Source organism: Pseudomonas sp. B16120 (assembly GCF_044218845.1).
In the GTDB taxonomy this organism is placed as follows: domain Bacteria; phylum Pseudomonadota; class Gammaproteobacteria; order Pseudomonadales; family Pseudomonadaceae; genus Aquipseudomonas; species Aquipseudomonas paracarnis.
On sequence record NZ_CP162588.1, the window covers coordinates 6,016,608 to 6,037,966 of the forward strand.

The 21,359-nt window shown below is 61.6% G+C and carries 23 protein-coding genes and 1 other RNA gene; 11 read left to right on the forward strand and 13 right to left on the reverse strand.

Annotation, left to right across the window (positions count from 1 at the left end):
- Positions 1-14: 14 nt before the first annotated feature.
- Together argA and argE are read right to left on the reverse strand one after the other, a co-directional pair.
- Positions 15-1,313, reverse strand: coding sequence for an amino-acid N-acetyltransferase (gene argA / locus AB4P90_RS28180; protein WP_014720395.1), 1,299 nt, complete (start codon positions 1,311-1,313; stop codon positions 15-17).
- Positions 1,314-1,446: 133 nt separating this feature from the next.
- The gene (argE, locus tag AB4P90_RS28185) at positions 1,447-2,595 is read right to left on the reverse strand and encodes an acetylornithine deacetylase (RefSeq protein ID WP_072435347.1); all 1,149 of its coding nucleotides are present in this window, start codon (positions 2,593-2,595) and stop codon (positions 1,447-1,449) included.
- Between the two features lie 158 nt (positions 2,596-2,753).
- On the opposite strand from argE, the gene AB4P90_RS28190 reads away from it, so the two are divergent.
- Entirely contained in the window at positions 2,754-4,121 is a 1,368-nt protein-coding gene (locus AB4P90_RS28190) for an inorganic triphosphatase (protein WP_020301821.1), read from the forward strand.
- Positions 4,122-4,193: 72 nt separating this feature from the next.
- Here the strand turns inward: AB4P90_RS28190 and AB4P90_RS28195 are convergent, their stop codons facing one another.
- Positions 4,194-4,664 carry an Lrp/AsnC family transcriptional regulator gene (locus AB4P90_RS28195; RefSeq protein WP_103451968.1) on the reverse strand — a complete coding sequence of 157 codons (471 nt, stop codon included), beginning with the start codon at positions 4,662-4,664 and terminating at the stop codon, positions 4,194-4,196.
- Between the two features lie 127 nt (positions 4,665-4,791).
- On the opposite strand from AB4P90_RS28195, the gene AB4P90_RS28200 reads away from it, so the two are divergent.
- The 6 genes from AB4P90_RS28200 (at position 4,792) to AB4P90_RS28225 (ending at position 10,048) form a co-directional block, all read left to right on the forward strand.
- Positions 4,792-5,130 carry a hypothetical protein gene (locus AB4P90_RS28200; protein WP_395605530.1) on the forward strand — a complete coding sequence of 113 codons (339 nt, stop codon included), beginning with the start codon at positions 4,792-4,794 and terminating at the stop codon, positions 5,128-5,130.
- 79 nt (positions 5,131-5,209) lie between these two features.
- Positions 5,210-6,904, forward strand: coding sequence for a GspE/PulE family protein (locus tag AB4P90_RS28205; RefSeq protein WP_020301819.1), 1,695 nt, complete (start codon positions 5,210-5,212; stop codon positions 6,902-6,904).
- A 76-nt stretch (positions 6,905-6,980) separates the two neighbouring features.
- Positions 6,981-7,901 carry an SPFH domain-containing protein gene (locus AB4P90_RS28210; RefSeq protein ID WP_003195285.1) on the forward strand — a complete coding sequence of 307 codons (921 nt, stop codon included), beginning with the start codon at positions 6,981-6,983 and terminating at the stop codon, positions 7,899-7,901.
- A gap of 10 nt (positions 7,902-7,911) precedes the next feature.
- On the forward strand, positions 7,912-8,358 hold the full coding sequence (locus AB4P90_RS28215; protein ID WP_014720400.1) for an NfeD family protein: 447 nt from the start codon (positions 7,912-7,914) through the stop codon (positions 8,356-8,358).
- A gap of 68 nt (positions 8,359-8,426) precedes the next feature.
- Positions 8,427-8,741 carry a DUF2388 domain-containing protein gene (locus AB4P90_RS28220; protein WP_003176799.1) on the forward strand — a complete coding sequence of 105 codons (315 nt, stop codon included), beginning with the start codon at positions 8,427-8,429 and terminating at the stop codon, positions 8,739-8,741.
- A 164-nt stretch (positions 8,742-8,905) separates the two neighbouring features.
- Entirely contained in the window at positions 8,906-10,048 is a 1,143-nt protein-coding gene (locus AB4P90_RS28225) for a DegT/DnrJ/EryC1/StrS family aminotransferase (RefSeq protein WP_395605531.1), read from the forward strand.
- 130 nt (positions 10,049-10,178) lie between these two features.
- Here the strand turns inward: AB4P90_RS28225 and gcvH are convergent, their stop codons facing one another.
- The 9 genes from gcvH to AB4P90_RS28270 form a co-directional block, all read right to left on the reverse strand.
- The gene (gene gcvH / locus AB4P90_RS28230) at positions 10,179-10,562 is read right to left on the reverse strand and encodes a glycine cleavage system protein GcvH (RefSeq protein ID WP_003195293.1); all 384 of its coding nucleotides are present in this window, start codon (positions 10,560-10,562) and stop codon (positions 10,179-10,181) included.
- 52 nt (positions 10,563-10,614) lie between these two features.
- Entirely contained in the window at positions 10,615-11,697 is a 1,083-nt protein-coding gene (gene gcvT / locus AB4P90_RS28235) for a glycine cleavage system aminomethyltransferase GcvT (RefSeq protein WP_003195295.1), read from the reverse strand.
- A gap of 156 nt (positions 11,698-11,853) precedes the next feature.
- Positions 11,854-13,470, reverse strand: coding sequence for an iron ABC transporter permease (locus AB4P90_RS28240; protein ID WP_020301817.1), 1,617 nt, complete (start codon positions 13,468-13,470; stop codon positions 11,854-11,856).
- 150 nt (positions 13,471-13,620) lie between these two features.
- The gene (locus tag AB4P90_RS28245; RefSeq protein ID WP_014720404.1) at positions 13,621-14,625 is read right to left on the reverse strand and encodes an extracellular solute-binding protein; all 1,005 of its coding nucleotides are present in this window, start codon (positions 14,623-14,625) and stop codon (positions 13,621-13,623) included.
- 162 nt (positions 14,626-14,787) lie between these two features.
- Positions 14,788-16,005 carry a 2-octaprenyl-3-methyl-6-methoxy-1,4-benzoquinol hydroxylase gene (locus AB4P90_RS28250; protein ID WP_181004904.1) on the reverse strand — a complete coding sequence of 406 codons (1,218 nt, stop codon included), beginning with the start codon at positions 16,003-16,005 and terminating at the stop codon, positions 14,788-14,790.
- Between the two features lie 8 nt (positions 16,006-16,013).
- Positions 16,014-16,499, reverse strand: coding sequence for a DUF4442 domain-containing protein (locus AB4P90_RS28255; RefSeq protein ID WP_019817788.1), 486 nt, complete (start codon positions 16,497-16,499; stop codon positions 16,014-16,016).
- Positions 16,492-17,679, reverse strand: a complete 1,188-nt coding sequence (ubiH, locus tag AB4P90_RS28260; protein ID WP_019817789.1) for a 2-octaprenyl-6-methoxyphenyl hydroxylase — start codon at positions 17,677-17,679, stop codon at positions 16,492-16,494. Before ubiH ends, AB4P90_RS28255 begins: the two co-directional genes overlap by 8 nt.
- Positions 17,676-18,998 (reverse strand): Xaa-Pro aminopeptidase, encoded by a 1,323-nt coding sequence (pepP, locus tag AB4P90_RS28265; RefSeq protein ID WP_395605532.1) that lies wholly within the window; start codon positions 18,996-18,998, stop codon positions 17,676-17,678. Before pepP ends, ubiH begins: the two co-directional genes overlap by 4 nt.
- A gap of 20 nt (positions 18,999-19,018) precedes the next feature.
- Positions 19,019-19,576, reverse strand: a complete 558-nt coding sequence (locus AB4P90_RS28270; protein WP_014720409.1) for a YecA family protein — start codon at positions 19,574-19,576, stop codon at positions 19,019-19,021.
- A 138-nt stretch (positions 19,577-19,714) separates the two neighbouring features.
- Between AB4P90_RS28270 and AB4P90_RS28275 the strand changes: the two genes are divergently transcribed.
- The 4 genes from AB4P90_RS28275 to AB4P90_RS28290 all read left to right on the forward strand — a co-directional run bounded on the left by AB4P90_RS28275 (position 19,715) and on the right by AB4P90_RS28290 (position 21,138).
- Positions 19,715-19,924 carry a TIGR02449 family protein gene (locus tag AB4P90_RS28275; protein WP_003177365.1) on the forward strand — a complete coding sequence of 70 codons (210 nt, stop codon included), beginning with the start codon at positions 19,715-19,717 and terminating at the stop codon, positions 19,922-19,924.
- The gene (locus tag AB4P90_RS28280; RefSeq protein ID WP_014720410.1) at positions 19,921-20,238 is read left to right on the forward strand and encodes a cell division protein ZapA; all 318 of its coding nucleotides are present in this window, start codon (positions 19,921-19,923) and stop codon (positions 20,236-20,238) included. The genes AB4P90_RS28275 and AB4P90_RS28280 overlap by 4 nt, the downstream gene beginning before the upstream one ends.
- Before the next feature lie 30 nt (positions 20,239-20,268).
- Positions 20,269-20,447: non-coding RNA, 6S RNA (gene ssrS / locus AB4P90_RS28285), on the forward strand.
- A gap of 58 nt (positions 20,448-20,505) precedes the next feature.
- A complete protein-coding gene (locus AB4P90_RS28290; RefSeq protein WP_014720411.1) occupies positions 20,506-21,138 on the forward strand; it encodes a 5-formyltetrahydrofolate cyclo-ligase in 633 nt (210 codons plus the stop codon).
- 9 nt (positions 21,139-21,147) lie between these two features.
- Here AB4P90_RS28290 and AB4P90_RS28295 read toward each other — a convergent pair whose 3' ends face one another.
- Positions 21,148-21,297: a hypothetical protein gene (locus AB4P90_RS28295; protein ID WP_010207387.1), complete on the reverse strand. Its 150-nt coding sequence runs from the start codon at positions 21,295-21,297 to the stop codon at positions 21,148-21,150.
- Positions 21,298-21,359 lie beyond the last annotated feature (62 nt).

The following is a 21,359-nucleotide window of genomic DNA, read 5'->3' on the forward strand; positions in this document are numbered from 1 at the left end:
AGAGCAGTATTCTTTTACAGGGCCTTCTCGAAAATCTTCGAATTACGCTGATAGTTGTACAGAGACGCCCGCGCCGACGGCAGGCGGTCCACGCTGCTGGGTACAAAACCGCGTTCGCGGAACCAGTGGGCCGTACGGGTGGTGAGTACAAAGAGGGTTTTCAAGCCCTGGGCGCGTGCCCGGGTCTGGATGCGTTCGAGCAATACATCGCCTCGCGCGCCGTGGCGGTACTCCGGGTTCACTGCCAGGCACGCCAACTCCCCCGCATCCGAATCCGCGATCTGATACAGCGCCGCGCAGGCGATGATCATGCCTTCGCGCTCGACCACGCTGAACTGTTCGATCTCACGCTCCAGCACTTCCCGCGAACGGCGCACCAGAATGCCCTGCTCTTCCAGCGGGCTGATCAGGTCCAGCAAGCCGCCGACGTCTTCAATCGCCGCTTCGCGCACCAGTTCGAATTGTTCCTGGGCCACCAGCGTACCGCCACCATCGCGGGTGAACAGTTCGGTAAGCAAGGCGCCATCTTCGGCGTAGCTGACGATATGGCTGCGCCCTACTCCACCCCGGCAGGCTTCGGCAGCGGCATCGAGCAGTTCGGCTTGATAGTTGCTGCCCAGGCGCTGCAGGTGCGCGGGTACTTGTTGTGGGCGCAATTCACGCACCAGGCGGCCGTTCTCATCGATCAGACCGGGATCGGCGCCGAACAGCAGCAATTTGTCGGCGCCCAGGTCGATGGCGGCGCGGGTGGCGACGTCTTCGCAGGCCAGGTTGAAGATCTCGCCGGTGGGCGAATACCCCAACGGCGACAGCAGCACGATAGAGCGCTCATCCAACAGGCGGTTGATGCCCTTGCGGTCGACCCGGCGCACTTCGCCGGTGTGGTGGTAGTCCACGCCTTCAAGCACGCCGATTGGCCGTGCGGTGACCAGGTTGCCGCTGGCCACGCGCAGGCGCGAGCCCTGCATCGGCGAGGACGCCATGTCCATGGACAAGCGCGCCTCGATGGCAATACGCAGATGGCCCACCGCGTCAATCACACACTCCAGCGTCGCAGCATCGGTGATGCGCAAGCCTTCGTGGTAAGCCGGGGTAAGGCCGCGTGCTTGAAGGCGGGTTTCGATTTGCGGGCGCGAGCCATGCACCAGCACCAGGCGCACACCCAGGCTGTGAAGCAGCACCAGGTCGTGGACGATATTGCCGAAGTTGGGGTGGTCCACACCATCGCCGGGCAGCATGACCACAAAGGTGCAGTCGCGATGGGCGTTGATGTAGGGCGAAGCGTGACGAAGCCAATTGACGTATTCGGGCATAACACCTGGGCCTGTAATAAAAAGCAGCCAAATAAAGGATCAATCGTGAAAGCGCACAGCGGCTGATGGTTATCGTCGGAACAGGCTTGGCGACACGCTCACTCTCCTTATGTACGAATGGGCAAGGGCAAATTTATGCAGGTTTCAGGCAGTAGTGTTCGATCAGTTCCCGCAATAGACGCACTGTAGGCGTCAAGCGTGACATTTCAAGGTATTCGCCCGGCTGGTGAGCGCAGGCAATGTCGCCAGGCCCGAGCACCAGGGTTTCGCAACCGAGGCGCTGAAGATAAGGCGCTTCGGTGCCGAACGCTACTGCTTCGGCACGATGACCGGTCAAACGTTCCGCCACCCGCACCAACTCGGCGTCTTCGGGCTGCTCAAAGGGGGGGACTTCGGGGAACAACGGCGCATAGTCGATCTTGACCTTATGCCGCTCGGCCACGGGTTCGAGCTTCTGGCGAATCGCGGCGCGCAGCACCTCGGGGTCCATGCCCGGCAGGGGGCGCAGGTCGAACTCCAGGGAGCATTGGCCGCAGATGCGGTTGGGGTTGTCGCCGCCGTGAATGCAGCCGAAGTTCATCGTCGGCTGCGGCACGCTGAATTGCGCGTTACGGTACTCGCGCTGCCACGCCAGGCGCAGGCCGCGCAGTTCGCCGATGGCGTCATGCATGGCTTCCAGGGCGCTGTGGCCCAGGCTGGGGTCCGACGAGTGGCCGCTGCGCCCGAGGATGTCGATGCGCTCCATCATCACGCCTTTGTGCAAGCGGATAGGCTTGAGCCCGGTCGGCTCGCCGATCACAGCTGCACGACCTAATGGGCGCCCCGCCTCGGCCAGCGCACGGGCACCGGACATAGAGCTTTCCTCATCACAGGTGGCAAGGATCAACAGCGGTTGCTTGAAGGGTTGGTCCAGCAGCGGCAACACCGCGTCGATAACCAGTGCGAAGAACCCCTTCATGTCACAACTGCCCAGCCCTACCCAGCGACCATCGACTTCCGTCAGCTTGAGCGGGTCGGTGTTCCACAGCGCCGCGTCATACGGCACGGTATCGCTATGCCCCGCCAACACCAAGCCACCGGGGCCGCTGCCGAAACTGGCCAACAGGTTGAACTTGCCGGGGCTGACTGGTTGGATATCGATGGCAAAGCCCAGGTCGCCCAGCCAAGCGGCGAGCAGGTCGATCACCGGGCGGTTGCTCTGGTCGAGAGACGCCTGGGTGCAGCTCACCGACGGCGCGGCGATCAAGGCGGCGAACTGCTCTTTCATGGACGGTAACGGCATGCGCGGTCTCCCAACTTCCCGGATGAACCTCACTATAGAGGCATCTGCGCAACACAATAAACCGTTGCGGCACGTTGCCGGGCTCAGTCCTGTACACTGCACGACCTTGGCAGCCACACTTTTCCCCGGCTGCGCTCCCGATCCTGGATTTTCCGGCCATGCAGAAAGAAACCGAAATCAAGCTACGCGTCAGCCGCGAAACACTCGCCGCGCTGCGTGAGCACCCGTTACTGAAAAAACGCAACAAAAGTGGCTGGGAACGCCGTGAGTTGATGAACCAGTACTTCGACACCCCCGAGCGTGACCTGGCCCAGGCCAAGGTTGCCCTGCGCCTGCGCAAGGACGGTGACGACATCATCCAGACCCTCAAGACCCGCGGCCAAAGCGTCGCCGGCCTGTCGGAACGCAACGAATACAACTGGGACCTGCCCAAAGCCAAGCTCGACGTGAAGAAACTCGATGGCGAGTGCTGGCCCGAGCAACTGGCCGAGCTGGACAAAAAGACCCTCAAGCCGATCTTCACCACCGACTTCGTGCGTGAACGCGCCGAGATCGCCTGGGGCCGTGGCAAGGCCAAGGTGGTGATCGAAGCCGCCCTGGACCTGGGCCATGTGGTGGTCGGCAAGCAGAAAGAAGAAATCTGCGAGCTGGAACTGGAACTGCGCGAAGGCGAACCGGCGGCCCTGCTGGAACTGGCCGCCGAGCTGGCCGCAACCCTGGCCCTGATGCCGTGCGACATCAGCAAGGCCGAACGCGGCTACCGCCTGTATGACGCCAGCAGCTACTCCCTGAGCCTGCCGGCGCCACAGATCCACGCCGAAATGCCATTGGACGACGCCTTCGCCGCAATCCTGTGGCACCTGCTGGGCAGCAGCCAGCGCCTGGCTGAGCAATACCGCTTCAATGGCCACTGGCGCCTGCTGCAGGACTGGGTCGAGAACCTCGGCGAGTTGCGCGCCCTGATCGGCAGCCTCGGTCAGGCCGCGCCGCGCCAATCCACCAGCGAACTGCGCAGCGCCCTGGATGCGTTGCTGGAAGACTGGCGCCCGCTGGTCCAGGCCGGTGACGACGATGAAGACATTCGCAAAGCCGCGCCCGAGCAGTTCATCGAAGAGCTGCAAGACGTGCGCTGGGGCCTGTTCTCACTCAACCTCTCGCGCTGGCTGCTGGCCCGCACCTGGACGGCCGAGCGTAATGTGCGTGGCAACCGCCAGGGCGCTGCGCAAATCACCAACTGGCTGCCACGCCTGCTGGCCGACGACGCCGTCGCCCTGCAACTGCAGCGCTACCAGCAACAGCCGGAAGATCTGGCCGAGCAACTGCCGCGTATCGAACGCATTCAGGCCTGGCTGCACCATGCGCGCCATGTGGTGGACATTCCTGAGCTGGACCGATTGTACGGCGAACTGAACAAGCTGGCGCACCTGGCCAACCAGCCGATTACCGATGAATCCCTGGATGCGCGTATGCATCAGGCGATTGCGGTGTATCAGAATCGTGCCTGGAAGACCCTTCTGCGCCTGTAATACCGCTATCGCGGGCAAGCCCGCTCCCACATTTCCTGTGGAAGCGGGCTGCCCGCGATGAGGCCCTCCCTGTCAGCGCAAGACTGGCAGGCTGGTGGTGGACTTGATCTCCGACAGCGCCACAATCGAGTTGACCTCCTGAATCCCCGGCACCATCGACAACTTCTCGAAGAAAAACCGCTCGTACGCCTCGATATCCGAGGTGACGATACGCAGCAGAAAATCCACCGCCCCCATCAGCACATAGCACTCCAACACTTCCGGAAACCCGCGAATCGCCTCGGTGAACTCGGTGAAATTGGAGCGACCGTGGGCGTTGAGTTTGACCTCGGCGAAAATCTGCGTGTTGAGCCCGATTTTCTTGCGGTCCAGCAGGGTGACCTGGCCGCGGATCACGCCCTCCTCCTTGAGCCGCTGAATACGCCGCCAGCATGGCGACTGCGACAGGCCGACCTGCTCGGCAATCTGTGCACTGGAGAGCGAGGCATCCTCTTGCAGCAAGGCCAGGATGCGGCGGTCGTAGGCGTCCAACTCATTTTGCATAAAAGCACCCATGAATAGGCTTATCTTGAATTGTTTTGGTCTATTTATCGCCAAATAGGTTTATTTTAGATAAGAAATCTCCCGAGGCGAATGTAAAAATTTCTCCAGTCGAAACTGGAGAGTCAGCATGCATGCCGTCGAAACCGCCTACCCCGCCACCCGCGTCGATGCGTGGGCCGTCAATAGTAGCCACTGCCAGGCGCACTATCGCATCGTCGCCGAGGCTGAACCGGACGTGCTGTGCCGGGTGCTGAACTACTTCGCGCTGCAATTGCTCACGCCCACCCAGGTCAGCATGAACCGGGAAGCCGACCTGCTGAGCATCGATATCGTGATGACCGGCCTGAGCAGGCACCGCGCCCAGGTGATCGGTGAAAAGATTCGAAACCTGATCAGCGTCTGCACCCTGGAGCTGTGGTCGGCTGATTCCGAGCGGCCTCAAGCGCTGGCGGCGATGGCGCAGTAAAAACCGGCAATACAAACGCCAGCAGGATCTTCAGCGGCTGGCTAGCCTGGGATTACCCCCACGCCCCAGGAAAACCTGCATGCCCGTCGCCGCTCACGATCACCTCTTGGAACTGCAGCAATTGTTGCCGGCGCTGGTCGAGCAAGGGTTGATCACGGCGCAGGCGGCGCAAAAGGTAGCGCCAGCGTCCGGCAGCCAGCATCCCTTGGAATGCATCGCAGCCCAGGGCCCTTGTCTGGAGACCTTGATTCAATGGCTGGCCCGGCAGGTCGGCCAGCCTTACCTGCGCATCGACCCATTGAAGATTGATGTGGCGGCCGTGGTGCCCTTGATGTCCCACGCCTTTGCTCAGCGCCACGGCATTCTTGCAGTCGCGGTGGATGCCCACAGCGTGACGGTCGCTAGTGCCCAACCCCATATCACCACTTGGGAAGCCGGGCTGTCCCAGGTACTCAAACGCACGATCAAGCGCGTGGTTGCCAACCCTCAGGATATTCAGCGCTGTATCAACGAGTTTTACCGCTTGGCCAAGTCCGTCAGCGGTGCGGATCAAAAAATGACGGCGCCTGGCAATGTCGACTTGCTCAGCCTCGGCGCCAGCGACAAGGAGCCGGACGCCAACGACGCGCATATCGTCAACATCGTCGACTGGCTGCTGCAATACGCCTTTGGCCAACGAGCCAGCGACATCCATATCGAGCCCTGCCGCGACCAGGGTCGGGTGCGCTTTCGCATTGATGGGCTGCTGCATGACGTCTATCAATTTCCCCCGCAGGTCACCATGGCCGTGGTCAGCCGCCTGAAAAGCCTGGGGCGAATGAACGTGGCCGAAAAACGCAAGCCCCAGGATGGCCGCGTCAAGACCAGGAACCCTGCGGGTGTCGAAGTGGAATTGCGGCTTTCCACCCTGCCCACGGCATTCGGCGAAAAACTGGTGATGCGAATTTTCGACCCACAGGTGCTGCTCAAGGATTTCGACCAGTTGGGTTTGTCCAGCGCCGACCAGCAACGCTGGCACGCCATGACGCGACGCACCCACGGCATCATCCTCGTCACAGGCCCGACCGGCTCAGGCAAGACCAGCACCCTCTACACCACCCTCAGGCAACTGGCGACCCGCGAGGTCAACCTGTGCACGGTGGAAGACCCGATTGAAATGGTCGAGCCGGCCTTCAACCAGATGCAGGTCCAGCACAACATCGACCTCACCTTCGCCAGCGGCATCCGCGCCCTGCTGCGCCAAGACCCGGACATCATCATGATCGGCGAAATCCGCGACCAGGAAACCGCAGAGATGGCTATCCAGGCCGCGCTGACCGGGCACCTGGTGCTCTCGACCCTGCACACCAACGATGCACCCAGTGCCATCAGCCGCCTGCAGGAACTGGGCATTGCTCACTATTTGATCAAAGCCACGCTCATAGGTGTGATGGCGCAGCGCCTGGTGCGGCTTCTGTGCAGCCACTGCAAGCACCCCGCGGGCCTGGAGGACGATGGCGGCTACGAAGCTGTCGGCTGTGCACACTGCCGTGACAGCGGTTATCGAGGCCGGGCCGGACTGTATGAAATCATGCTCATGGGCCCGGCACTCCAGGCGCTGGTCACTCCAGGCGCGGACGTACAAGCCCTGCGCCGTGGGGCACTGGCGCAGGGCATGAGCAGCCTGCGCATGGCCGGCATCGAGAAAGTGAAGGCCGGGCTGACCACGATGACGGAGGTGTTGCGGGTCACGCCAGGGGATTCAGAAACAAATCCTTTGTTTGTTGGGCCATGAAACCGTCCTTATCCGTGACCAGACCGTTACAATCGGCCTAATGTCATTCACTGACACCTTCAGATAGGGAATCGCTATGCAGATCGGAACCGTACTGCTTCTTTTCGTGGGCTTGGCCATCGCCATCCTGTTCATGGGGTTCAAAGTGGTGCCCCAGGGCTACCAATGGACCGTCGAGCGTTTCGGCCGCTACACCAACACCCTCAAGCCCGGCCTGAATATCATCATCCCGGTCATGGACCGCATCGGTCGCAAGATCAACGTGATGGAAAGCGTGCTGGATATCCCGCCTCAAGAAGTCATCACCGCCGACAATGCCACCGTGCAGATCGATGCCGTGTGCTTCTTCCAGGTGGTCAACACCGCCCAGGCCGCCTATGAGGTCAATAACCTCGAACATGCTATCCGCAACCTGCTGCAGACCAATATCCGTACCGTACTCGGCTCCATGGAACTGGACGCCATGCTGAGCCAGCGTGACGGCATCAACGAAAAACTCCTGCGCACCGTGGATGAAGCCACTGCGCCATGGGGCATCAAGATCACTCGTATCGAGATCAAGGATATCAGCCCGCCTGCCGACCTGATGGCCGCCATGTCCGGCCAAATGAAAGCCGAACGGATCAAGCGTGCACAGATCCTCGAAGCCGAAGGCCTGCGGGCGTCGGCGATCCTGACAGCGGAAGGCAAAAAGCAGGCGCAAATCCTTGAAGCCGAAGGCAGCCGCCAGGCAGCGTTCCTGGAATCCGAGGCCCGCGAGCGCCAGGCCGAAGCCGAAGCGCGGGCAACACAAGTGGTGTCCGAAGCCATTGCGTCGGGCAACGTGCAAGCGGTGAACTACTTCGTCGCGCAAAAATACATCGACGCCCTGGGCAAGCTTGCGTCTGCCAACAACAGCAAGGTCATCCTGATGCCGCTGGAAGCCAGCCAGGTGATTGGCGCCGTGGGCGGTATCGGCGAAATCGTCAAGGCAACCTTCGGCAACCAGAAAGGCTGAGGCCAACACCATGTGGGACTTTTTGCTGCATTTGTCGTTTTGGGACTGGTTAGCCCTAGGCACCGTGCTGTTGATTCTCGAGGTGTTCGGTGCCGGAGGCTACCTGCTCTGGATGGGCATCGCCGCCGCAGCCGTGGGCGTGATCAAGTTCCTGTTCCCGCCGCTGGGGCTGGAATGGCAACTGCTGTTGTTTGCAGTGTTGTCGATACTGACCGCCGTGTACTGGTGGAAACGCCAACGCAGCAGTGCCAAGGCCAGCGATCAACCGGGGTTGAACGAGCGCGGTTCAGAGTTGGTCGGGCGCACTTTCGTGGTGCATCAAGCCATTGTGGATGGCCGCGGCAAGGTCAAAGTCGGCGATGGCGTGTGGATGGTCACCGGTGCAGACGCCCCCGTGGGCGCTCAAGTCCGCGTGGTTGGGCAGGATGGGGTGATTTTAAAGGTTGAAACTGTTTAGTCAGTGATGGAACTGGATCGGGTTAACTACAATCAAAACGTACAGATAACCCACCGGAGTCACCCATCATGCGTCTCAAATATGCTGTCGCAACCCTCGCTGTGCTTTCCCTACCTGTCGGCTCAGCCATGGCCGATAGCTTCTGGCGTAATGTCATCTCGTCGGGCGCCACCACTGGCTCGACTTACCTGACGTTCAAGGACCACAAGCTGGTGGTCGCCGCCCAGGACGACGCAGGCAGCTTCGTCGCCAGCGACGGCGGCATTCGCGGCCCGTACCTGGAAGCGGCCATGCAGAAGGTCCGCGCCGACAACCCTGGCCTCCAAGCCACCGACATGGAACTGGCTAACGCCATCCTGGCGAAGAATGCTGTAACCGAGTAACAACTGCCCTCATAAAAAATGCCGCTTTTTCAAGCGGCATTTTTTTGCCTGCTGCATGACGAATCGTTCATGGATGACAGGCTATATTCAGTCTCAGCGTGCAACCATGCCCTACTGACACGTCTATTTTTCATTGCCTACCTGAAACGGATGCCTTCTTCGTCATGAGCCAACAGCCCTTCCTGCCGTTTTCCAAACCGACCATTGATGAAGCCACCATCGCGGCGGTCGGCGATGTTCTGCGTTCCGGCTGGATCACCAGCGGGCCAAAGGTGCAGGCGTTCGAAGCACAGTTGTCAGACTATTTTGGCGGACGTCCGGTGCGCACCTTCAACTCGGGCACCTGCACCATGGAGATCGCCTTGCGCATCGCCGGGATCGGGCCTGGGGATGAAGTCATCACCACGCCAATCTCCTGGGTTGCCACGGCCAACGTGATTCTCGAAGTGGGCGCCACTCCCGTCTTCGCCGACATCGACCCGGTGACGCGCAATATCGACCTGGCCCAGGTGGAAGCCGCCATTACTCCGCGCACCAAGGCGATCATCCCGGTGTACCTGGCCGGCTTGCCCCTGGATATGCCGATGCTCTACGCGCTGGCCAACAAGTACAACCTGCGCATTGTCGAAGATGCTGCCCAGGCCCTGGGGTCCAGCTGGGATGGAGAACGCATCGGCGCAACTGGCGACTTCGTGTCCTTCAGCTTCCAGGCGAACAAGAACATTACGTCGTCCGAAGGCGGCTGCCTGGTGTTGAACAATGCCGAGGAGGCCCGTCTGGCAGAGAAGTACCGCCTGCAAGGCGTCACCCGCAGCGGCTTCGATGGCCTGGATGTGGATGTGCTGGGTGGCAAGTTCAACATGACCGACATTGCCGCCGCCATAGGCCTGGGGCAATTTGCGCACATCGAGAAGATCACCGCCCATCGTCAGAACCTGGCACGGCACTACTTCAAATGCTTTGGCAGCGATTTCGAAGCCCAATACGGCGCGCAACTGCCGCCGGCCGACTTCGAAAACAGCAACTGGCACCTGTTCCAACTGGTATTGCCGGAGCGCCAGGATGGCCTGCCAGCCCGTGCGACGTTCATGGAGCAGATGCAGGCCCACGGCGTGGGTATCGGCTATCACTACCCGCCGATCCACCTGCTGAGCCTCTATCGGGCACAGGGTTTCAAGGAAGGCATGTTCCCGGTGGCCGAACGTGTTGGGCGTTTGATCGTGTCGTTGCCGATGTTCACGGCGATGACAGAGGCGGATGTGGAGCGGGCTGTAGCGGCGGTTAAAGCCGTACTGAAAAAAGACTGATCACAACAAATCAACTGTGGGAGCTGGCTTGCCTGCGATGCTGGCACCTCGGTGTATCGGTGATACCCGGGTGATCCAATCGCAGGCAAGCCAGCTCCCACATTGAGGTGTGCTGTTGCAGCTGTTGCGTTTATTCGCCGATCGCGGCTTTGTAGCCGGCGGCATCCAGCAGTTTGTCCAGCTCGGCCTTGTCGCTTGGCTTGAGCTTGAAGATCCAGGCGCCGTACGGGTCAGAGTTCAGCAGCTCAGGGCTGCCACTCAGCTCTTCGTTGACAGCAATCACTTCGCCGGCAACCGGCGAGTAGATATCCGAGGCTGCTTTCACCGACTCAACCACACCCGCCTGGCCTTGCGCTTCAAAATTGGCACCCACTTCCGCCAACTCAACAAACACCACATCACCCAAAGCTTCCTGTGCATGGTCGGAGATCCCGACGGTCACGGTGCCGTCAGCTTCCAGACGGGCCCATTCGTGACTTTCGGCAAAACGCAGGTCGGCAGGGATATTGCTCATAGTCTGTGTCCTCAAGATGAAATGTCAGCGGCCATTGGCCTGCCGGAATTGGTTAGATCAGGGTTTTGCCATGACGCACGAAGGTCGGCTTGACCACTCGAACCGGATACCACTTGCCGCGGATTTCCACTTCGGCCCGGTCGGCAGTCGCCGTCGGCACACGCGCCAGCGCAATGGATTTGCTTAGCGTAGGCGAGAAACTACCACTGGTGATCTCTCCTTCGCCAACATTGGCGATACGAACCACTTGGTGAGCACGCAGCACACCACGCTCTTCAAGGACGAGCCCGACCAGTTTGAACTGCACGCCGGCTGCTTTTTCTGCTTCCAGCGCAGCGCGGCCAATGAAGTTACGCTCGACAGGTTCCCAGGCGATGCTCCAGGCCATGTTGGCCGCTAGCGGCGAGACGGCCTGGTGAATATCCTGGCCATACAGGTTCATGCCGGCCTCCAGGCGCAAGGTATCGCGCGCACCGAGGCCGATGGGGGAAATGCCCGCGCCCACCAAGTCGTTGAAAAAGCCCGGTGCCTGATCGGCCGGCAGCACGATTTCGAGGCCGTCTTCGCCGGTATAGCCGGTGCGGGCGATATACCAGTCGCCGTCGGCCCGGCCTTCGAACGGTTTGAGCTGATGGATCAGGATGCCACGGGACTGGGTCACCAGTTCGGCGATTTTCTGCCGGGCGTGGGGGCCTTGGATGGCGAGCATGGCCAACTCGGAGCGCTCATGCAGTTGCACTGAGTAGCTGCCCAGTTGCGCCTGCATCCAGGCCATGTCCTGATCGCGTGTGGCGGCGTTGACCACCAGGCGGTAACCGGTTTCGGTGCGGTAGACGATCATGTCGTCCACCACCCCGCCCTGCTCGTTGAGCATGGCGCTGTATAACGCACGGCCACAGCCGTGCAGTCGGTCGACATCATTGGCCAGCAGGTACTGGAGCCATTCCTTGGCCTGGGGGCCGGTGACATCGATCACGGTCATATGAGATACATCGAAGACCCCGCAGTCGCGTCGCACCTGGTGGTGTTCTTCAACTTGCGAGCCGTAATGCAAAGGCATATCCCAACCGCCAAAATCGACCATTTTCGCGCCGAGGGCGAGATGCAGGTCATACAGAGGCGTACGCTGTCCCATGGGTTTCTCCTTCCGGGCTTGGCGAAGGCGCGCAGAGCTGCCACGCGCGCCGAACACCTTGTACTACAAGGCCCGCAGCCACATACAGCAGGTCGATCCGAAAGACGGAGCGCACCGAATGCCGCGCATTGTAGCCTCAAGCCGTAGGACTGGCACCTAACCGATTTGCCGAGCCGAGCGACGAATCAGCCCGATGACCGGCAACAAGCCGACCAGCACAAGGGTCAGCGCCGGCAAAGACGCCCGTGCCCATTCGCCTTCACTGGTCATTTCAAAGATGCGGACCGCCAGGGTGTCCCAGCCAAACGGGCGCATCAGCAAGGTGGCCGGCATTTCCTTGAGCACATCTACAAACACCAGCAGCGCTGCGCTCAACGTGCCCGGCAGCAATAACGGCAGATACACTTTGCAAAACAGTCGTGGGCCGCTCACCCCAAGGCTGCGTGCCGCTTCGGGCAAAGACGGTCGGATTCGCGCCAGGCTGTTTTCCAGCGGCCCGTAGGCCACCGCCAGGAACCGCACCAGGTACGCCAGCACCAGTGCCGACAGGCTGCCCAGCAGCAAAGGCTTGCCCGCCCCGCCCAGCCAGCCGGAGAGCGGCACCACCAGCTCGCGGTCCAGATAGCTGAACGCCAGCATGATCGACACCGCCAGCACCGAGCCTGGCAAGGCATAGCCGACATTGGCCAGGCTGATACCAGAGCGAATCGCCCGGGTGGGCGCCAGACGGTTGGCAAAGGCCAGTATCAGCGCGACGCTGACGGTGATCAGGGCTGCGATACCGCCCAGGTAGAGGGTATGCACGATCAGCCCGGTGTAACGTTCATCTAGGTCGAAGCGGCCACGCTGCCAGAACCACGCCACCAGTTGCAGCATCGGAATCACGAACGCACAGGCGAAGACCAGGCTGCACCACGCACTGGCCGCCACGGCTTTGAACCCGCGCAAGTGGTACAACGCCTTGCCCCGCGGGCGCTCATTGCTCGGTCGACTGGCCCCGCGCGCACGTCGCTCGCCATACAGCACCAACATCACTACCAGCAGCAACAGACTCGCCAGTTGCGCGGCACTGGACAGGCTGAAAAAGCCGTACCAGGTTTTATAGATAGCGGTGGTGAAGGTGTCGAAATTGAACACTGAGACCGCGCCAAAATCCGCGAGTGTCTCCATCAACGCCAAGGCCACACCGGCACCAATCGCTGGCCGCGCCATTGGCAATGCCACACGCCAGAACGCTTGCCATGGCGATTGCCCCAGCACCCGGGCCGCTTCCATCAAGCCTTTGCCCTGAGCCAGGAACGCGCTGCGCGCCAGCAGGTAGACATAGGGATAGAACACCAGCACCAACACGATGACCACGCCGCTGGTAGAGCGTACCCGCGGCAAGCGCAACCCGGTGCCGAACCACTCGCGCAGCAGGGTTTGCACCGGGCCGGCGAAATCCAGCAGGCCCACAAACACGAAGGCCAGCACATAGGCAGGGATTGCAAAGGGCAACATCAGTGCCCAGTCGAGCCAGCGCCGCCCGGGGAACTCGCACAGGCTGGTCAGCCAGGCCAGGCTGACGCCCAGCAGCGTCACGCCCAGGCCGACACCGAGCACCAGGGTCAAGGTGTTGCCCAGCAAGCGGGGCATCTGAGTGTCCCAGAGGTGCGACCAGATCTGCGGGTCGATGCTTTGCCAGGACAGCAGCAGCACGCTCAGCGGCAACAGCACCAAGGCGGCGACGCTGAAAACCGGCAGGTACCAGCGACGTTGGGCGGGGTGGGCCAAGGAAAAGCTCTCAGAAAAATAAAGATGTTGAAGCGGCCACTAACCAATGTGGGAGCTGGCTTGCCTGCGATACAAGCACCTCGGTGTATCAGTGATACCGACGTGATGCAATCGCGGGCAAGCCAGCTCCCACAGTCGAGCGGCGCAGCTTCAGTTCCAGCCAGCGCGATCCATCAGGCGAATCGCTTCGGCCTGGCGCTTGCCTGCCACTTCCACTGGCAAGGTATCGGCCACGAACTTGCCCCAGGTCGCCACTTCCGCCGATGGCGGTACCGCCGGGTTGGCCGGGAACTCCTGGTTGACGTCGGCGAAGATCTTCTGCGCCTCAGGCGTGGTCATCCACTCCACCAGCGCCTTGGCCGCTTCCGGGTGTGGTGCGTGCTGGGTCAGGCCGATGCCGGAGAGGTTCACATGCACGCCGCGGTCGCCCTGGTTCGGCCAGAACAACTTCACTGCCAGGTCTGGCTTCTGCTTGTGCAGGCGACCGTAGTAATAGGTGTTGACGATACCCACGTCGCATTGCCCGGCGTTGATGGCCTCCAGCACGGCGATGTCATCGGAGAACACGTCGGTGGAGAGGTTATTCACCCAACCCTTGATGATTTCTTCGGTCTTGGCCGCGCCATGGGTCTCGATCAACGTGGCGGTCAGCGACTGGTTGTAAACTTTTTTCGCCGTGCGCAGGCACAGGCGGCCTTCCCACTGCTTGTCGGCCAGGGCTTCGTAGGTGGTCAGGTCGCCCGGTTTTACCCGGTCGGTGGAATAGGCGATCGTTCGCGCCCGCAGGCTCAAACCGGTCCAGGCGTGGGCCGATGAGCGATATTGCAGAGGAATGTTCTTGTCGATCACAGGAGAGGTGAACGGTTGCAGGATGCCCATCTGCTCTGCCTGCCAGAGGTTGCCGGCGTCAACGGTGAGCAGCAGGTCGGCGGTGGCGTTCTCGCCCTCGGCCTTGATGCGCTGCATCAACGGGGCTTCCTTGTCGGTGATGAACTTGACCTGTACGCCGGTCTTTTTGGTGTAGGCGTCGAACACAGGCTTGATCAGTTCGTCGATACGCGAGGAGTAGACCACGACTTCGTCGGCCGCCTGCACGGTGGTGCTGCCGATCAGGGTGAGTGCCAGGGCAGTCAGGAGGCGCTTGGGTGCCAACATGGGTGCGGTCTCTCATTTGCAAATGGAGGGCAAATGATAAGGACTCACATTTGGTAACGCTTGGTGGAGGCGTTACCAGATGTTGCACAGCCAGAATATGCGCCGGAGCTGACGGCCTCATCGCGGGCAAGCCCGGCTCCCACAGAGGGTTGTATTGTCAGTTCAGGGTTTGGCGAGTTCGGGGAGATCGCCAGTCAATCCGAGTGCCTGGCGCACAAACACGGCTTTGGCTTCGGGCATCTGGTCGACGATTTTCAAACCCGCGTTGCGCAACCAGCGCAGCGGCAGTTGATCGGCCTGGAACAAGCGCTCAAAGCCTTCCATCGCCGCCATCAGCGCCAGGTTATGGGGCATGCGGCGCCGCTCGTAACGGCTCAGCACTTTCACATCGGCCAGGCGCTCGCCGCGCTCGGTTGCCGCCAACAGCACTTCGGCCAGCACGGCTGCATCGAGCAAACCCAGGTTGACGCCCTGCCCCGCCAACGGGTGGATGACGTGAGCGGCGTCGCCGATCAGTGCCAGGCCTTCGGCCACATAGCGTTTGGCATGGCGCTGGCGCAACGGTACGCACACACGCGGGTCAGCACTGAGCACGGTGCCCAGGCGCCCCTCGAAAGCACGCTCCAGCTCACGGCAGAAGCCTTCTTCATCCAGCGCCATCAAGCGCTCGGATTCGGCGGGCGTGGTCGACCAGACTATCGAACACCAGTCTTCCTGCCCATCGCGCACCAGCGGCAGGAACGCCAGCGGACCGGTGTCGGTGAAGCGTTGCCACGCGGTGCGCTGGTGCGGCTGACTGCTGCGCACGCTGGTGACGATGGCGTTATGCAGGTAATCCCATTCACGGGTAGGTGTACCGGTCAGGCGGCGTACGGCGGAGTTGGCACCGTCGGCAGCCACCACCAGCGGCGCGCGCAGCTTGCGGCCGTCGGCCAGGGTCAGTAACCAGTCATCGCCGGAGCGGCGCATCTGTTCCAGGCGCGCACTGGCCAGCAGGCCGAGGTCGCAGTCATGCAGGCGATCGAGCAAGGCATCCTGCACCACGCGGTTCTCGACGATATGCCCAAGCACCTCGGCATGCACACTGGCCGCCGAGAAGTGGATCTGCCCGGTGCCGCTGCCGTCCCATACCTGCATTTCGCCATAGGGGCTGGCACGCCGCTCTACGATACCGTCCCACACGCCCAGGCGCTCAAGAATGCGCTGGCTGGCCGCCGACAACGCGCTCACCCGCGGTTCAAACGCCGCAGCCGGGTCAAATGGCTTGACGCTCAACGGGCTGCCGTCGAGCAGCAGTACTTGCAAGCCACTGCCCTGCAACGCCAGCGCCAGGGCGCTTCCGACCATTCCGGCCCCGACAATCAGCACATCTGCGCGCATGTCCATATTCAAGCCTGTCTCGCTGGCGGCTTGCGCCGCACATAAAGGGTTTTGTCGACCCGCGCCACCAGAGTGCCGGAGCCGTCATGAATCTCGACTTTGAGGTGGGGCAGATATTTCTCGCCACCTTCAGTCTGGCGCCGGATCTGATCGAGCAAAGCGTCGTCGATGGAGAATTCGGCATACACCGGGCCTTTGCCCGGCGAGATGAAGTCGATACTCGCAGCCTTGTCCCACACGATGTAGTCGCGGCCCAGGTTCTCGATCAACAGCAACATGTAGAACGGATCGACCATCGAATACAGGCTGCCGCCAAATTGCGTACCGACGTAATTGCGGTTGTACCAACCCAGGCCCATGCGCACCTTGGCATGTCGGAAATCGGCACTCAATGCCTGCACCCGCACCCCGGCGCCGAGGTACGGCGGGTACAGGGTGAGGAACCAGCGCAACAGCCGCGCCTTGCCCACGCGTTGGGTTAGCCACTTACGCATCGGAACGCGTACCCAGGCCCATGGCCTGACGGGCGAACCAGCGTTTGGCCGGTGGTAACAGGTCGAGGCCAAGCAAGCCCATATTGCGGCCCAGCGCCATCAACGGTTGGGCACTGCCAAACAGGCGCGTGACCTGGTCGGAGAAGCCTACGGTGAGTTGCTGGTCCAGGCGCTGGCGCTCGCGATAGCCTTGCAAGGTCGCCAGGTCACCCGGCACAGCAGGCCCGGCCAACAGGGCTTCGGCCAAGGCATTGGCATCGCGCAGGGACAGGTTGAACCCCTGCCCGGCAATCGGGTGCAGGCTGTGGGCGGCATTGCCGAGGACCACCAGGTGCGAACGCACTTGCTCTTCGGCTTCCACCAGGGTCAACGGGTACAGGTGGCGGGCGCCCACTTGCTTGAGGGTGCCCAGGCGATACCCGAACACACCCTGAAGTTCGCTCAGGAAGCTACGCTCGTCGAGGCTGGCCAAGCGCTGGGCGTCCATGCCGATGCGGGTCCAGACCAGCGCGCAACGGTTGTCCGGCAGCGGCAGCAAGGCCATGGGGCCTTCATCGGTAAAGCGCTCGAACGCCTCGCCATTGTGCGCTTCGCTCGGCGTGATGTTGGCGATCAGCGCGCTCTGGTTGTAGGGCCGGGTTTTCACGCCGATGCCCAGCTGCTCACGCAAGCCGGAACGGCCGCCATCGGCCAGTACCGCAAGGTCGCATTCCAGCACGGTTTCATCGTTGAGGGTCAGGCGATAGCCATCGGGCAGAGGCTCCATGCGCGTGACTTCTGCCGGGCAACGCCAGCTCACCACGTCCTTGTCCAAGCCTTGCCACAGGCATTGGCCGAGCCAGGCGTTTTCCACCACATAACCCAGGGCTGGCACGCCCTCCTCCATCGCGGACAAACGCGCGGTGGAGAAGCGCCCACGGTCCGATACATGGATCTGCTTGATCGGCTCCGCCCGTCGGGAAATGGCCTGCCACAGGCCCAGACGCTGGTAAATCTGGCGCGCGCCAAACGACAGCGCGGAAGAGCGCGCATCGTAGCTCGGCTGGTAGCTGTCGCCCGGTGCAAAGGGTTCGATCAGCACGATCTTCCAACCCCGCGCCTTGGCCCCGGCTTGCAATGCCAGGGCCAGGCTGGCCCCCACCAGGCCGCCGCCGACAATCGCCAGGTTGACCCGGCTCATCGGGCAGCCGCCATCAACGCTTCGATCTCGGCAACGGTCTTGGGCACGCCGCCGGTCAGGATTTCACAGCCTTGCTTGGTCACTACCACGTCGTCCTCGATGCGCACGCCAATGCCACGCCATTTCTTTGCCACTGTCTGGTTGTTCGGGGAAATATAGATACCCGGCTCCACGGTCAAGGCCATGCCCACTTCCAGCACGCGCCATTCACCGCCCACTTTGTACTCGCCCACATCATGCACATCCATGCCCAGCCAGTGGCCGGCACGGTGCATGTAGAAGGCGCGGTAGGCTTCGCTGGCGATCAGTTCGTCAACGTCACCTTGCAACAACCCCAGCTTCACCAGGCCGGCGGTGATGACCTGCACGGTCGCCTCGTGGGCCTGGTTCCAATGTTTGTTCGGCGCGATCTGCTTGAAGGCGGCTTCCTGGGAGGCCAGCACAATCTCGTAGATCGCCTTTTGCTCGGGCGAAAACTTGCCGTTGACCGGCCAGGTACGGGTGATATCGCTGGCGTAGCAATCGATCTCACACCCGGCGTCGATCAGCACCAGGTCGCCGTCCTTGAGCACCGCGTCATTCTGCTGGTAATGCAGGATGCAGCTGTTGCGCCCAGCAGCGACGATGGAGCCATAGGCCGGCATCTTCGCGCCGCCTTTGCGAAACTCGTAATCCAGCTCGGCTTCCAGGCTGAACTCATGCAGGCCGGCACGACTGGCCTGCATCGCCCGCACATGGGCCGCACAGGAGATTCGCGCCGCCTCGCGCATCACCTTCACTTCTGCCGCCGATTTATACAGGCGCATATCGTGGAGCAAATGATCCAGGGCAACGAATTCGTTCGGCGGCTGGGCGCCCAGGTGCGCTTTGGAACGGATCACGTTGATCCACTCCATCACGTGCCGGTCGAACTCGGCATTGCTGCCCATGGCCGAGTACACGCGGTCGCGACCTTCGATCAGGCCGGGCAGGATGTCGTCGATATCGGTAATGGGGAAGGCGTCATCCGCGCCAAAGTCGCGAATCGCGCCCTCGGTGCCCGCACGCAGGCCGTCCCACAATTCGCGCTCGGCATTGCGCTCGCGGGAGAACAGCACGTACTCGCCGTGCTGGCGACCGGGCATCAGCACGATCACCGCTTCGGGCTCGGGGAAACCGCTCAGGTACTGAAAATCGCTGTCCTGGCGGTAAACATGCTCGACATCGCGGTTGCGGATGGCCACGGCGGCGGCCGGCAGGATCGCGATGCTGTTGGGTTCCATCTGCGCCATGAGCGCTTTGCGGCGCCGGGTGTATTCCGCTTTGGGGATATGGATCATGGGCAGATGGGTGTCCTTTCTCAGTGCAACGACGGCTTGGGAGCAGCGGGCTCAGCGGACTTGCGGGTCTCGGTGAACAGCAGCAGCGGCGCGACGCGCAGGTACTCCATGACTTCCATGTAGTCGCCTTCGCCGTCTTCGGATTCTTCCAGGGCATCTTGCACCTGGGAGATGGCCGCCAGGTCCTGCAGCACTTCCTTGGCGTCGGTGCTCAGCTCCAGGCCGCCGGCATTCACGCCGAAACCGTGGAGGAAACCCTGGCACCATTGGCCCAGCGCGGCAGCGCGATCGGCCAGCGGGGCGTCGTCGGTGGGCAGCAGCAGGACCACGGTGACGTCATCACCGGTCAGTTCGCCCTTGACCATTTCTTGCAGGCCGATCAATGCGTTGCGCACATTGTCGGTGGGTTCGGTTTCCAGCAGCTCGGCCACATCGGCCAGCCAGTTGTCGGCATCAAAGCCGACACCGGTGCAACTGCGGCCCAACAGCACGCCGTGCAGTTCAGCAGGCGAGCATGGATGGCCGCTGGCGCTCAGCAGTTTGGAAAAAGCATCGTACGGGGAGTTCTGAATGGGCATGGTGAGCTAGGCGCCAGACGGCGCAATGTCTAGAATGGAGCGCTGTATCCTAGCACCGGCAGACGCACCAAGACTATCGAGGGCGTCAGATCGTTTATCCTGCAGTTGCCATTCATCAGACAAATCCAGTGGAACCCAATGGAAGACACCGACCTGCAAGCGCTGATGGCCAGACTCGAACTGCTAATTGATCGGGTCGAGCAACTTAAGAGTCAAAACGGACTCCTATTAGCTCAGGAAAAGACCTGGCGCGAGGAACGCGCTCACCTCATTGAAAAAAACGAAATCGCCCGGCGTAAGGTCGAATCGATGATTTCGCGCCTGAAGGCCCTGGAGCAAGACTCATGAGTTCAAGCAATAGCGTTACCGTGCAGATCCTCGACAAAGAATATTCGATCATCTGCCCCCAGGAAGAACGCAGCAACCTGGTGAGCGCTGCCCGCTACCTGGACGGCAAGATGCGCGAAATCCGCAGCAGCGGCAAAGTGATCGGCGCCGACCGCATCGCCGTGATGGCCGCGCTGAATATCACCCATGACCTGCTGCATAAGCAGGAGCGCCCTGACGTACAGGCCAGCGGCTCGACGCGCGAGCAGGTGCGTGACCTGCTCGATCGCGTGGATCTGGTGCTTTCCACCGATTCAGACACACCCAAGGGCTGATTGCCGAGCAGGTTTAAGGTATACTCGCCCCACTCCCTGGCGTGTTTGCCAGTCGGCGATGTCCCTGAGCCGATTCGCACTACCCTGGAAGTTGCACGTTGGGCTGGTGTGCATGTCCGCTAGACGGAAAGCCTTAAAGCCTACTGCTTCTTCCACCTTGAACTTTCGGGTTCAAGGGCTAAGTCGACAGCGGCTCTGTCGGGGAGCCTGAATTCCCAAACTCAATGCCAGTCCCCGGACTGGCATTGTTTTATGAGCCGAAAAATCATGACCGAACCTGCGCCGCTTTCCCGTCCGCAACTTCGACGCATGTTGCGCAAGGCCCGCCGCGCGCTCACGCCAAGCGAGCAGCGCCAGGCCGCTCAGGGTCTGTACCGGCAACTGGCACAGCACCCGCTGTTTCGCCGGGCCAAACATATCTCTTTATATCTGCCCACGGACGGTGAAATCGATCCGCGCCTGCTGCTGCGTGCGGCCCAGCGTCGCGGCAAAGCCACTTACCTGCCGGTGCTCAGCGCCTGGCCGCGCACCAAGATGGTGTTCCAGCGCGTACGCCCTGGGGATAGGTTGTTGCCCAACCGCTTTCGCATCCTTGAGCCACGGGTCAATGCCCATCACCAGCGCCAAGTCTGGGCGCTGGACCTGGTGTTGTTGCCGTTGGTGGGGTTCGATGATGTGGGTGGGCGCCTGGGCATGGGCGGCGGGTTCTACGATCGCAGCCTGGCCTATCTTGCCCGCCGCCAGAGCTGGCGCAAGCCAACGCTGCTGGGGCTGGCCCATGAATGCCAGAAAGTCGAACGCCTGGCGCAGGCAAGCTGGGATGTGCCGTTGGCGGGGACGGTGACTGATAAGCAGTGGTATGTCGCACAAACGCCGCTGGAAACAGCGGCGCCTTGGTGAATGCTTGAGTTAACGCTTGAACGGTTGTGGCTGCTGCTGAGCCAGTTCAACCGGTGCATCGGTCTTGTTCGACCACAGGCTCTGGGCATAACCGGTGGTCACGACGCCCAGACCAAACAAAATAACCAAAATCCATAGTAAATCCGGCTTACGTTGCATCGATTGCCCCCCTTTCAGGCACCTCGTACACGATGACAACAACGTTCCAAAGTAGTCCGTTG